The following is a 13,256-nucleotide window of genomic DNA, read 5'->3' on the forward strand; positions in this document are numbered from 1 at the left end:
ATATGCCAACTGGTCAGAAAAGATCTTCCGCCAGCTACGCGAAGGCGGCGTGGACGCGATCCACGTTACCATCTCCTATCATGAGAATTTCCGCGAAACGGTTTTGAATTTCGAGAAATGGAATCGTTGGTTCGAGCAATATCCGGACCTGATCATGAAAGGCCGCTGGGCCAGCGACATCGACATCGCGCGCGAAACGGGCCGGACTGCCGTGTTTTTCGGATTTCAGAACCCGTCGCCCATCGAAGACGATATCGGGCTGGTCGAAATCCTGCACGATCTGGGCGCTCGGTTCATGCAACTGACCTATAACAACCAATCCCTGCTGGCGACGGGTTGTTATGAGGCCGAAGACACCGGCATCACCCGAATGGGCAAGCAGGTGATCAAAGAGATGAACCGCGTGGGCCTTGTGGTGGACATGAGCCATTCGGCGGACCGGTCCACAATCGAGGCGGCTGAACTCTCAGACCGACCCATCGCAATCACACATGCCAATCCGCACGAATGGTCCCCGGCCCTGCGCAACAAGCGCGACACGGTGATCCGCGCTGTAACCGAAAACGGTGGGATGTTTGGATTTTCTGTTTACCCGCATCACCTAAAGAACAAATCCGGCTGCACGTTGGAGAGTTTTTGCGAGATGATCGCCAATGCCGCGGACAAGTACGGGGTGGAACACCTTGGGATCGGAACCGATCTTTGTCAGGACCAGCCTGACAGCGTGGTCGAGTGGATGCGTGTTGGTCGGTGGACCAAGAATATCGACTATGGCGAGGGTTCGGCCAGCAACCCCGGTTTCCCTCCAATGCCAACCTGGTTCCGGGACAATCGAGATTTCGGAACTATTGAACAAGGGTTACGCGCGACCGGTTTGAGCGAAGACGAAGTGGCCGGAATCATGGGCGGGAACTGGTATCGGTTCTTTGCCGACAACTTCGTCCCAAAAGGGTAACCAAATGGAAACACCGGCGAAGACACATATCAGCAGACGAGACCCTGCGATCGTCATGCGGCTTTCGCGACTTGGGTCACTACATCAATGCCGCCTGAGCTTCATGCGGCAGCTGACTCGTCGCATGGCAGCAGAAAACTGGTCATTTTCGCGACCAGTATTCGACATTGATGCCAATGGTGTCGGGTGCGCTGTTTATACTGCGCAAGGGCCGGAAAGGGCGTATTCACTTGTCGCCTTTGCTCACGATCTGCCGCCAGAAATGCGTTCGGACCGGGTTATCGCAACAGCCTGGGATGCCACGTTCACGCTTTTTGACGGCATCCCCAGCGCCGAGGACATCGACCGATTGTCTCGCAATATTCCCTTGCAGGAAGCGGGGCGGGTTACAGAAAGCGAACTGTCGGTTTCGCGCGCCAACCGGTCAGTTCGGTTGTGGGAGCATTTCGTAACTGCGCTGGCATCCGGGAGGCAGCCCGATCCTGAAAAGACTTATGCCGTCGGATATCTGATGCGTACGACCGCGGTATATGGCTCGGGAAAACTGGGCGCTGCTGATCGCGAAAAGATCGCCAACCGACCGGAAATGCAGGCTCCGTTTCAGGCTGAAATGCTCTCAGTATATCTGACGCGCGTCTTTGTTCGGGATCTTGTCCAGCATATGGCGCGTTCGAGAGGAGGCGATCAGGCAGCCGATCTTGATCCGGCCATCGCCCAATGGTTGGGGATTGGTAACTCCACGGGATTGGGTATGGCGCCCTATCTGATTAACCATCCGGTCCTGTTCAACAATTGGATTTTGGCACGTGAAGAGGCGATCGTCCGCGTCCGTACGGTAGAAACGGCAACTGCGGAAGAGGCCTCGGCCTTTCGAGAAATCTTCGAACGAAGTAAATTGTTGATTTCCTGGTGGCGTTCAGAGCATCCAATTCAGATCGAAAAGCTGTCCGCATTGTCTGGCGATCTTGCGGCGATAACTGACTATCTTTCTCAGGACGGCCTGATCAAGCAGTACCCGTGGGATCGGATGGTCAAGTGGTCGGAAGGCGTTCTCAGTCAAGAAGGGCAAGAGCTGATCGCGTCGCTGATCTTGGAGCCTTATGGGCAGCTAGTCGACGGCCTAGCTGATTGTATGGCCGATAGCAATCCAGACGCCTTCCGGATCGATGGGTCAATGACGGTAGAGCGGCTGCGCGCACTGTTGGAAGAACAGTTCAACTGGGCGCTGGCCGTGAATTGGGAGGTGCCTGAGAACCGTGCCCGCGCATGGTATGTGTCCGAGGAAAAGCTGGAACCGAGGCTTGGCGAAAGATTCGAGGAACCGATTGAGGAGTATGAGCAACCTCTGGCCCCCGCCCGGGATGCTGCGGCTGCTTTCAAGGCGTTGATAGAATGGGACGGCAAAAAGCCGGTGGCAGAATTTCTGTTAGAGCACCCCGAACACCGCCATACCGTCCGTCGTATTCAAATCCGTCAGATCGCGCCTTACGGCGAGATTCAGGACAACACCATTGGCGCCGATCTGTTGCCCATCGACATGCTTCGGGCAAAGCTATCCTTCTTTGGAGCTACACATTTCGACCCGCGCTCTGATCGCTGGGTGCGGATCAGCATGTACGCGGGAGCGCCCTATCCCGAAGACCTGAGTACTGAAAACGCCGACCTGTGGGTTTATCCGGAGGCGCAGAAATGAGTTTCGCCTTGAACGAAATCGAAGCCACCGCCAAACGCGCCACTCGCGGTGCGGGGTATACTTGGGGGCAAGCTGAAGAAGCATCGAAAGCGACCCGTTGGCTCTGTGAAAAAGGATCTGATGGCGCTGGCGTATTGGCTCGGCTGTTGGAACAGGATCTGGCGTCGGATCCAATCTTGCACAGCCCTCGGCAGATAGAAGCTTCATGGCAGGGTAGTGAGGATCTTTGTCCATTGGTAGCCGGGCCGTTTTTGTCCGATTGTGCGCATCTGCTGAAATCTGGTTCGATCAAGATGCGAGACGTTGCGCTCCCTGAACTGCTGTTGCCATTTGCCGCTGCTGCTGCGCGTGCTTTGGGTTGCTCGCTGATAGTTGACTTCGACGGTCTTCAAGTGGTGACGGACGGTGTGAATTTGGCCTCACCAGATGCCATCCCTGTTCGGGCTCGGTCAGTCACAGTTTCAAAAGGTGATGCACCGGTCCCTTACCGACAACAATGCACGCGCGTGGAACCGGATCCGGAGGACTGGGCAACTTTGACCGGTTTCGCTCATCGCACTTTTGCTCCCGCATCCGATGAATCCCGCCTGCTGGGCGCAGGGGCCGGGCTATCCGACAACGACTGAAGAGGTATTGAGATGATAAAAACCAGGGCTCTTACTATCGCCGAAATCGAGGAACTATCATTTCGCGCCCTCGTGGGTGCCGGAACGTCGGAAGAGAACGCGCGTCCGCTCGCTATTGCAACGGCCGCGACCGAAGCGGATGGCGTTGCCAGCCACGGGCTTGCCTATATACCGATCTATTGTGAACACGTGCAGTGCGGAAAAGTAGACGGTCAGGCAAAACCTGTCTTGGCGCGACCAAGGTCGGGTGTGATTACAGTCGATGCAGCGACAGGTTTTGCCCACCCCGCAATTGATCTTGGTTTCGAAGCACTGATCCCGGCCGCCCGAGAGCAGGGGATTGCGGCTCTGGCGATCAGGAACAGCTATAACTGTGGGGTTTTGGGTTATCACACCTATCGGTTGGCGCAGGCGGGTCTTGTTGGTCTTGGGTTCACCAATGCACCGGCTTCAATCGCCCCGTCAGGTGGCGCAAAACCAGTTGTTGGTACAAACCCGTTTTCCATTGCCGCGCCCGGCACCGACGGTCAACCCGCTTTGCTTATCGATCAGAGCGCAAGCACCATTGCCAAAAGCGAAGTCATGAAACATGCCCGTGAAGGCAAGGCGATTCCGGTTGGCTGGGCGCTGGATCCCCAAGGAAACCCAACCACCGATCCCAATATCGGCCTCAAGGGCTCGATGGCCCCTTCGGGCGGCTACAAGGGTGTGGGAGTCGCGTTGCTGACCGAAATCATGGCGGCGGCGCTGACCGGGGCTACATTGGGAATACACGCTTCACCCTTCTCTGGAACTGCGGGCGGACCACCCAAAACCGGCCAGTTCTTTATTGCCATTGACGCAAACATAACCTCCGGTGACGCTTTTGCGGCAGGTATTGCCGGTCTTGTGGAAGCGATAAGGTATCAAGACGGAGCACATTTGCCCGGAGATGGCCGACGCGCAAAGCGCGTGGCTGCGCGAAAAGAGGGTGTGGCGGTAAGTATGGCAACCCTGGAAAAAATTGAGGCCCTGATGACCTAGGCCGCGCGGCATGCTCCTTGGATGGACGCCGCCCAAAGGAACGATCCTACAATAAAACTATCAAATACGTGCGAACAGGGAGGAGCACATGTCATCCAAACCACCTTTCACCGACTTGCAGATAAAAAGGGCCGCAAGCGGTTTTTATGAAGGGCACAGCGTCGAAATCGCTTTGCTGAGTAAGGCTATCATGGTCGGCCTTGTAATCTGGGCACTCGTCTGGCCCGCGAACGCCAACGGCGTTCTGGGCAGCCTGAACTGGCGTTTGCTTGAAGATTTCAATGCATTCTACATTGTCATCGTCGGCTTCTTCTCTTTCTTCCTGCTTGTGGTTGCACTGCTGCCTCAAACGGGTCGACGGATCATGGGGCCTGTGGGCGAGAAACCAGAATTCTCCAATTTCTCATGGTTCTCGATGATGTTCGGCGCCGGTCTGGGCGTCGGCCTCATGGTTTTCGCCACCGCTGAACCGATGGGACTTTGGGGATCGAACCCGGTTGTTCTGGCGGGTCAGGTAGAAGCCAATACCGAAGCCGCAATCCAATCTGGTTTCCGGTATACGTTCCTGCACTATGGCTTCCACGCTTGGTCAATTTATGTGGCGACTGGTCTATCGCTGGCCTACTACGCCTATACCCGGAACATGCCACTGACCATCCGTTCCGCGCTGACACCACTGTTCGGCAAGATGTTGAATGGCATCCTTGGACATGTCGTTGACGTTCTTGGTGTCGTTGCCACCATTTTGGGTGTGTCGGTTACCATCGGATTTGGTGTTTCGCAGTTCATCGACGGTATGTATGCCATTACCGGAATGGAATGGATGATGGACATGACCGGTGAAGCGCCGGCTCCTGGCACCGTTGGTTTGATTTCCGGACTGTTGGTCATCATGGGGCTGTCGATCATCTCGGCTGTTTCTGGCGTGGGTCGGGGCGTGAAATATCTGTCGAACCTCAACCTAGTCCTGTCGATTTTGCTGCTGCTGACCTTTGTCGTATTCGGTTCGTTCCTGTTTGCGATGACGACTTATGCAACTGCTTTTGTCGATTATCTGATGCATTACGTCTCGCTCAGTTTCGGTGCGTTTGGTCCGCAATCTTCTGCAGATTTTGCGGCAGCACTTCCGGCAGAGGCGGCACCATACGCTGACGCGCTGCGTGGCGGAGCAACCAACGCTTGGGGCTCGTTCGACGGCTTCAAATCCGGCCTTGAAGGCGACGCCGCTGCATTGCCCGAAGAGGTTCTGGCTGCTACCTACGCCGCCGGTGAGCCAGGTCGTCAATTCGGCTGGCAAGCGGGTTGGACTACGTTCTACTGGGCCTGGTGGATTGCGTTCTCGCCGTTTGTTGGTCTGTTCCTTGCGCGCATCTCCAAGGGTCGCTCCGTGCGTGAATTCATCGTGGGCTGCGTGTTCGCACCAGCGATGGTCTGCTTTGCGTGGATGACCGTTCTGGGCGGCACTGCAATCGATATGGAAGTTACGGGTGTCGCCGAAGGCGCAATCATCGGTGCGTCAAACACCGCGAAACTGTTCGTGACACTGGAACAGATCATTTCGGGCGGCTTGTTGTCCGGCGTTACCGTGATGTGCGTGGTGTTGATTATGACCTTCCTCGTCACTTCGGCTGACTCGGGCATTCTGGTTATGAACACCATCATGTCTGGTGGCGACCAGAACATTGGCAACAAGCACAAGATCGTATGGGGTGTCATCCTGACCCTGGTGATCGGCACATTGCTGATAGCTGGCAAAACCAATGGTGGCGCGGACCCCATGGAAGCACTTAAGAGCGCAATGATCATCGGCGCATTGCCGTTCACGATGGTCATGGGGTTGATGTGCGTCGCTCTCGCCAAGGCACTGTTCCGCGATAGCCAACGAGACCGTATTGCAACGGCAGCAGCCGAGTAATCAACAATTGCGGACAGCCACATCGTGGCTGTCCGCACCTTAAGGCAGCGCAACCTTTTAATTTGATTTGTCTCGCCCGAAGTTCTTAGGCTTGGTTTTGCAAATTTCGAGGTCGCCGTCTCAACTTCGTTCTTCACAGTGATCAACGATTGTCGCGGGTATCCAGCGCGGCGGACCTAGTGCCTGGTTACTAAAGCACGGGATTCAAACTTGTTGCCGGTTTTTGATACCGAACTCCTGTACATGTATGACGGGGTACCGTTTGGATGCTCAGGTCAATTTGAACATCCGATTGCCTCACCAAGTCACGCACTCGTTCATCAGACATTCCACCCGCATGTAGATCAGTGGTTTTGATCTTCTGATTGTGTTCTCAGTTGCTATTGGCGCGAATGGCTTCAAGCCGCTCTAAGTTTACTATGGTCGAGAGCATAAGGCGGTCGTGACTCCAATCTTCGGAGGGCTTTAGGGACGCGGTGCCGATCGCCAGAATTATGGCAAAAAGGAATGTCATGGACAAAACCGCGTTGTGACCGCTTGAAACAGAGCTAGGTACATGATGAAGTGCTAGAACCCGTTGGCGTAACGCGTTTTTTGCTTTGCTGCCATTTACCAAGGCCACATTCATTACCTTAGGTCCATCTTGAGATATGCTGCGCGAGCAGATGTTCAGCAGACAACGGGAATAGTCCCTCGCGTCCAGATCGCGCCGGACGATCACTGATTGATCGCATGCCAGTTCACGCAGTCTTTCGAACTGATGTTTGAATACCAAGAAAGCTGGGTTCCAAAAAAAGACGGGACGCAGGATTTCAAAGGCAAGTTCCCACTCCACATCGCCTTCGCGCAAATGCTGGAACTCGTGCGCAAGCGCGAATTTCAACTCCTTTGGATTTGAAAGCAAATCGCTCGGCAGTACGACGTGGCGACGTAGTATGCCGCGAACGGCGTATGGAATTGTGACGCGATCCGAAACGCGCACGTCAACGCGTGCGGTCCGACGCCACAAGAAACTATCCCGGATTGTTTGGTGGATACAAGTCGCCGAACGAACTGCACGGGCTGCCATGAGCATTGCCCCTAGCGCCAAGGTTGTCAGAAACAGTGACGCAGCGACAAAACCGCCCGAAGTCAAGCCTTCGATCCAACGATTGCGAGTGTTTAACAATGCTTCGAAATCTGTTGCCGGTATTGCAATTTCACCGCGTAGATAGGCTGCTACAGCTAGATCGCTTACGGCCAAAGAACCGCCAGACCAAAAGTTGCCCGCTATCATTTCCGTAGCGATTGCCAGAAACGGGCTGAGTAGCACACAGATGAACAACGCTTTGAGGATTCCAAGCTGCGCCGGATACGCAAATCGTAGGGGTTTGAGTTTGAACACCAGCTTGGCAAAGCCCCAAATCATGGACGCAAGAAAAAGAGTGATATTCAAGTCGATATAGACGTCGAGAACCGGTCTAACCGCTGTCATTTTGCAGTCTCCTCTCCACCAATGCCCGAATTTCCTCAAGATCGGTCTCTGTCAGGCCTGCATCGTCGACCAGCCGCGCAACAAGCGTCGCGGGTGTGTTGTCGAACAGTGTCCTTGACAAGTTCTGAAGTGACCGAGCCTGATATCTGTCTTTATCCAAAAGCGGTTTGTAAATGAGGGACTTCCCTTCTTTGCGGCTGGCCACAAAACCCTTCTCATCCAGAATCCGCAGGATTGTCGCACCGGAAGTGTATGCGAGATCACGCTCCGGTGGCAGCCGGTCCAACACATCTCGAACAGAGCCTTCGCCCAGACCCCAGAGTTCATTCATAAACTCCAGTTCGACTTCGGTAAGAAGGTTTCCGCTTTTTCTTTTTCTCATGGATCGGTGTTTATTCGCCAATTGTTGCTCGTCCTTTCAGAAAAGCACCGTTTCCTTCGGTAAAAAAGCTTAAACTTTCCAAAACACGAAGATACCCCAGCAAATCGCAATGAAAAGCGGGATCCAGATAGGCTGTCCAAACAGGCCAAGCCAAGACAGGAATATATAGGACGACCCCAATAGAGAAATGAACAACCGATCTCCAAGCGTTGTGGTCAGTCCCAGCACACCGCGCCGTTCAACACCGTCGGGATAGCGGGTGACTTCAAGGATACCAATCAAGGCGATCGCGCTGAAAATACCAATGAAGACGGCGAGTGTTGCTGGGGTCCAAGCCATCCAGAAGTCCGGCCAAAGCGGGTCCGTCCAGGAGAACCCTTTTTCTTCCTGTTGCCCGACATTCCCCCATCCGGCCTTGGCTTGCGCACGAGCAAAATCGGGTGCGAGAAAGAAGAGAAAAACGGCAAGTTTTTTCATTGTGTCCCTCATACTCGTCCCAACGCGAAACCGCGCGCGATGTAGTTTCGGACGAACCAGATGACGATTGCGCCTGGAATGATCGTCAAAGTTCCGGCTGCAGCCAAAAGACCAAGTTCGTATCCAGCGCTTGAGGCCGTGCGTGTCATGACGGCCGCAATGGGTTTGGCCTCAACCGCGGTCAGGGTTTTCGCCAGCAGCATTTCGACCCAGGAAAACATGAAACAGAAGAACGCGGCGACACCGACGCCCGCCTTGATGTTGGGCAGAAATATCTTCAGGAAGAAATGTGGAAAGGAATATCCGTCGACATAAGCCGTTTCGTCCAGCTCCTTCGGGATGCCGCGCATGAAACCTTCGAGGATCCAGACCGCCAGCGGGACGTTGAAAAGTGTATGTGCCAGAGCCACGGCCAAATGTGTGTCGAACAGGCGCAGGGACGAATACAGCTGAAAGAACGGCAAAGCAAAGACCGCAGCCGGTGCCATACGGTTGGTTAGCAGCCAAAAAAACAACTGCTTGTCGCCCAGGAACCTGTAGCGCGAAAAGGCATAGGCCGCTGGCAGGGCGACGCTTACCGAAAGGATCGTATTCAGCGAGACATAAAGGATGGAATTGATATAGCCCCAATACCACGTCGGATCTGTGAAGATCGTCTTGTAGTTGTCCAGCGTGAACGTTTGCGGGAAGAGCGAAAACCCCGACAGGATTTCGTTTGTTGTCTTGAAACTCATCGCCACCAGCCAATAGATCGGCAGCATCAGGAAGGCGATATAGAGTATCGGGACAATGGACCGCTTTCTCATTGGGCATCATCCTTTGTCATCAGAGTGTAGAAGATCCAGCTGACAAGCAACGTGATTGCGAAATAAATCAGGCTCATCGCCGCCGCAGGACCAAGATCGAACTGTCCCAGAGCAATCTTCACAAGGTCGATTGACAAAAGGGTGGTCGAATTGCCGGGGCCGCCGCCGGTCAGCACAAAGGGTTCGGTATAAATGTTGAAACTGTCCATAAACCGCAGCAAGACGGCGATAGTCAGAACCGTCTTCATCTTGGGCAATTGGATGTAACGGAACACCTTCCATGGCGATGCACCGTCAATTTTGGAGGCCTGGTAATAGGCGTCGGGGATCGACACAAGGCCTGCATAACACAGTAGCACGACCAGCGAGGTCCAGTGCCAGACGTCCATGACGATGACGGTGATCCAGGCTGAAAGCGGTTGTTGCGTCATGTCATAGTTGATACCCAGGACGTCATTCAGGAAGTATCCCAGAAGACCGATTTTGGGCAGGGTGAAGATGTTCCACATCGAGCCGACCACGTTCCATGGAATCAGCATCGGCAGGGCCATCAGCACCAGACAGACTGGCACCCAAAATCCTTTTCGGGGCATGGATAGCGCGACGATTATCCCAAGCGGCACCTCGATTGAAAGGATCAGCGCAGTGAATAGGAATTGCCGCCCTAGCGCAGCCTGAAACCTGTCGGACCGCAGAATCTGTTCGAACCAACCCAGTCCCTCCCAGAAGAACTGATTGTTACCAAAGGTCTCCTGCACCGAATAGTTGACTACTGTCATCATCGGCACCAGTGCGTTAAAGGCCACCAGCAATAGAACCGGCAGGACAAAGAACCAGGCCTTTTGGTTTTCCGTTCTCATGATGCGCGCTCCGTAGTGGCGATCCAGCCATCGCGATAGATGCGGGTCTTCTCTGGGAGGAATTGAAGGTGAATAACGGAGCCGGGTTCCGGGGCAGAACGATCACTCACGGCTTTCAACGTAGAGCCTCCGACGATGGCATCGACGACAAAGTGACGACCCACATCCGCAACTTTTGTCACTTGCGCCGGGATTCCTGTGCCTCCTATCGACACGTATTCCGGTCGAATGCCGAGTTTGACATCGCCACTGCCGCCGATAACTGGACCTTCGAGTTCGACCGGATGCCCCTCGAATATGGCTTTGTTCCCGGTGATTTCACACGGCAAGACATTCATGCCGGGCGAGCCGATGAAGTGTCCGACAAATGTATGTTGGGGCCGCTCGAACAGTTCAACCGGCGTGCCGATCTGAACAACCTCTCCGTCTTTCATAACAACAACCTCGTCAGCAAAGGTTAGCGCCTCGGTTTGGTCGTGGGTGACATAGATCATCGTCGCCCGGACTCTTTGATGCAGTTCCTTGAGCTTGGAGCGCAGCTTCCATTTCAGATGCGGGTCGATCACCGTCAGAGGTTCGTCAAACATGACGACATTTACATCTTGCCTGACGAGGCCACGTCCCATCGAAATCTTCTGTTTGTTGTCCGGGCTGAGATTGGCGGCACGAGTGTTCAGCAAATGCGTGACTTCCAGCATTTCAGAGATCTCACCGACCCGGCGTTCGATCGTTGCAGCATCAACTCCTCTGTTTTTCAGTGGAAAGGCCAGGTTTTCGCGGACGGTCATGGTGTCGTAGATCACCGGAAACTGAAACACCTGTGCAATGTTCCTCTGATCCGGTTGAAGCATGGTTACGTCTTGATCATCGAACAGAACCTGACCTTCGGATGGGGTCAAAAGACCTGAAATGATGTTGAGTAGAGTGGTTTTCCCACAACCCGACGGGCCCAGCAATGCATAGGCGCCGCCGTCGCGCCATGTCACGTCGATTTCCTTCAGCGCATAGTCTTGAGGCCCTGAGGGGTTTGGGAAGTAGCTGTGTTTCAGGTTAGATAGCTTGATCTGTGCCATGTCAGGCCACCCGCCTCCCGTCCTGGCCGAAATACCTGCAATGGGACGGGTTCATAAAGAATGTGTGATCTTCACCGACGCGATAAGGGTGAACACCGGGGGCCAGCGAGACCCAAGACTGATCGCTCAGTTGAAAATGAGCGCTGGAATCCGAACCCGACAATTCTGTCACGATGATCCGTCCCTTCAATTCAACGTCGCTCGCATTCGAACGGTTCGGCGTTACACGATGGGGACGTATGGCAACCGTGTAGTCTCCATCAGGCAGTTCCGCAGCCGCTCCTGCCAAAGTCCAGCGCGCCCCGCCATCGAGAATTGCCTCCAAGCCAAGTTTGGATATGTGGGCTGAGTTGATCGGTGGATCAGAGAAGACCTGTGCGGCGGCCAGATTTTCCGGATTTCGGTAAATCTCGGAAGTTGGACCGAACTGCGTGATGCAACCGTTCGCCATAAGCGCCGTCTGCCCGCCAAGCAACAGCGCCTCTTCCGGTTCTGAGGTTGCATACACAACCACCGCACCGCGGCCAGCAAACAACTCTGGCAGTTGTTCCCGCAGTTCTTCACGCAGTTTGTAGTCAAGGTTGGCAAGCGGTTCGTCCAGAAATACGGCGCGAGATTCTTTTGCAATTGCACGTGCCAAGGCTGTTCTTTGCTGTTGGCCCCCGGACAGTTCCTGAGGACGACGGCCAAGCATCGGGAGTAGCTGCAACAGGTTGGCGGCCTCTTCCACGCGCGCGTCAATTTCGCTTTTTGCCATCCCTGCGACGCGTAGCGGCGAGGCAATATTTTCAAACACTGTCAAATGCGGATAGTTAACAAAGAACTGGTGGACGAGACTGATGTTGCGCTTTTGCGTGTTAAGTCGAGTTACGTCCAGCCCATCCATCACGATGCGCCCGCCAGCCAGTGGGTCGAGGCCTGCCATCATTTTGATCAGAGAAGTTTTGCCCGAACCTGTGGCGCCCAGCAAGACATTGAAGTGTCCGGATTGTAATTTGAGTGTTGTAGGTTTGATATGCGTCACCTGACCCACACGCTTGGAGACGTCGTGAAGTTCAATCATTTCCGTGATTTCCAGTCCCGATTCCCCAACGCTTCGCATCAAGTCGTTGGGCTTGTCTTGTTTGGTTGGGATCGCCAGACGACTGGCGACCCCTGTTTCGCGTTATTGGGACTGCCAGCGCGCCACCAGATCGTCATAGTTCACGGTCTGACCTTGCGGCTTTTCGTTTTCCAGTTTCGCTTTCGGAGAACCGGGCTTTTCCAGCCAGAATGCATCGTCCTGCGGTTCGTTCAGACGTGGTCCGCAACCGCCGTAGACACCAGCGCTTTCGTCGGCTGCCTGCATCCGGGCCATTGTGATGTCCATCTCTTCGGCCAGACGATCCATCGCCTCTTGCGGGGTGAAAGCACCAGAGTTCACGTCACCGATCTGCTGCCACCAGATCTGGGCCAGCTTCGGATAGTCCGGGACGTTGATGCCAGTCGGCGACCAGGCCACGCGGTCAGGCGAGCGATAAAACTCTACGAGACCACCCAGCTTCGGTGCGCGTTCGGTAAAGCTTTCATGCCGGACGGAAGAGTCACGAATGAAAGTCAGACCGACATGGCTTTTCTTGACGTCAACAGTCTTGGAAGTGACGAACTGTGCATAGAGCCAAGCTGCTTGCGCCCGGTCAGGCGGTGTGGATTTGAGAAAGGTCCATGACCCCACATCCTGATATCCGACCTTTTGGCCTTCTTCCCAGTATGGACCATGCGGGCTGGGTGCCATCCGCCACAGTGGAGTACCGTCATCATCTACAGTGTTGTTGCCTTCAGACTTCGGCTTGACCATGTCTGCAGTGAATGCGGTGTACCAGAAGATCTGCTGAGCGACATTGCCCTGAGACAACGCCGGCAGCGATTGGTAAAAGTCATACGACGCGGCGCCCGGAGGCGCATAATTTCGCAGCCATTCATCCCATTTGCG

13 protein-coding genes are annotated in these 13,256 nt (G+C 54.6%); 5 read left to right on the forward strand and 8 right to left on the reverse strand.

Going from position 1 to position 13,256, the window contains the following annotated elements; all coding sequences use genetic code 11:
• From AC2FNB_RS18315 to AC2FNB_RS18335, 5 genes are all read left to right on the forward strand, one after another.
• A partial coding sequence (locus tag AC2FNB_RS18315) for a membrane dipeptidase (protein WP_496748328.1) occupies positions 1-955 on the forward strand: 955 nt, incomplete at its 5' end.
• 4 nt (positions 956-959) lie between these two features.
• Positions 960-2,648, forward strand: coding sequence for a hypothetical protein (locus AC2FNB_RS18320; RefSeq protein ID WP_496748329.1), 1,689 nt, complete (start codon positions 960-962; stop codon positions 2,646-2,648).
• 8 nt (positions 2,649-2,656) lie between these two features.
• Complete coding sequence (locus tag AC2FNB_RS18325; protein WP_496748330.1) at positions 2,657-3,274, forward strand: DUF3726 domain-containing protein; 618 nt, start codon at positions 2,657-2,659, stop codon at positions 3,272-3,274.
• A 12-nt stretch (positions 3,275-3,286) separates the two neighbouring features.
• The gene (locus AC2FNB_RS18330; protein ID WP_480751658.1) at positions 3,287-4,297 is read left to right on the forward strand and encodes an Ldh family oxidoreductase; all 1,011 of its coding nucleotides are present in this window, start codon (positions 3,287-3,289) and stop codon (positions 4,295-4,297) included.
• Between the two features lie 88 nt (positions 4,298-4,385).
• Positions 4,386-6,212, forward strand: a complete 1,827-nt coding sequence (locus AC2FNB_RS18335) for a BCCT family transporter (RefSeq protein ID WP_496748331.1) — start codon at positions 4,386-4,388, stop codon at positions 6,210-6,212.
• A gap of 373 nt (positions 6,213-6,585) precedes the next feature.
• Here AC2FNB_RS18335 and AC2FNB_RS18340 read toward each other — a convergent pair whose 3' ends face one another.
• From AC2FNB_RS18340 to AC2FNB_RS18375, 8 genes are all read right to left on the reverse strand, one after another.
• Positions 6,586-7,686: a M56 family metallopeptidase gene (locus tag AC2FNB_RS18340; protein ID WP_496748332.1), complete on the reverse strand. Its 1,101-nt coding sequence runs from the start codon at positions 7,684-7,686 to the stop codon at positions 6,586-6,588.
• Positions 7,673-8,068, reverse strand: a complete 396-nt coding sequence (locus AC2FNB_RS18345; RefSeq protein WP_480751702.1) for a BlaI/MecI/CopY family transcriptional regulator — start codon at positions 8,066-8,068, stop codon at positions 7,673-7,675. Before AC2FNB_RS18345 ends, AC2FNB_RS18340 begins: the two co-directional genes overlap by 14 nt.
• A 69-nt stretch (positions 8,069-8,137) precedes the next feature.
• Positions 8,138-8,545: a DUF2160 domain-containing protein gene (locus AC2FNB_RS18350; RefSeq protein WP_496748333.1), complete on the reverse strand. Its 408-nt coding sequence runs from the start codon at positions 8,543-8,545 to the stop codon at positions 8,138-8,140.
• 8 nt (positions 8,546-8,553) lie between these two features.
• The gene (locus AC2FNB_RS18355; RefSeq protein WP_496748334.1) at positions 8,554-9,351 is read right to left on the reverse strand and encodes a carbohydrate ABC transporter permease; all 798 of its coding nucleotides are present in this window, start codon (positions 9,349-9,351) and stop codon (positions 8,554-8,556) included.
• Entirely contained in the window at positions 9,348-10,211 is an 864-nt protein-coding gene (locus AC2FNB_RS18360) for a carbohydrate ABC transporter permease (RefSeq protein ID WP_496748335.1), read from the reverse strand. The genes AC2FNB_RS18355 and AC2FNB_RS18360 overlap by 4 nt, the downstream gene beginning before the upstream one ends.
• A complete protein-coding gene (locus AC2FNB_RS18365) occupies positions 10,208-11,284 on the reverse strand; it encodes an ABC transporter ATP-binding protein (RefSeq protein WP_496748336.1) in 1,077 nt (358 codons plus the stop codon). The genes AC2FNB_RS18360 and AC2FNB_RS18365 overlap by 4 nt, the downstream gene beginning before the upstream one ends.
• Before the next feature lies 1 nt (position 11,285).
• Positions 11,286-12,347, reverse strand: a complete 1,062-nt coding sequence (locus AC2FNB_RS18370; protein ID WP_496748337.1) for an ABC transporter ATP-binding protein — start codon at positions 12,345-12,347, stop codon at positions 11,286-11,288.
• A 102-nt stretch (positions 12,348-12,449) separates the two neighbouring features.
• Positions 12,450-13,256 (reverse strand): extracellular solute-binding protein (locus AC2FNB_RS18375; protein ID WP_496748338.1); only part of this gene is annotated, 807 nt, incomplete at its 5' end.

The organism is Ruegeria sp. BHSB058, assembly GCF_059613285.1.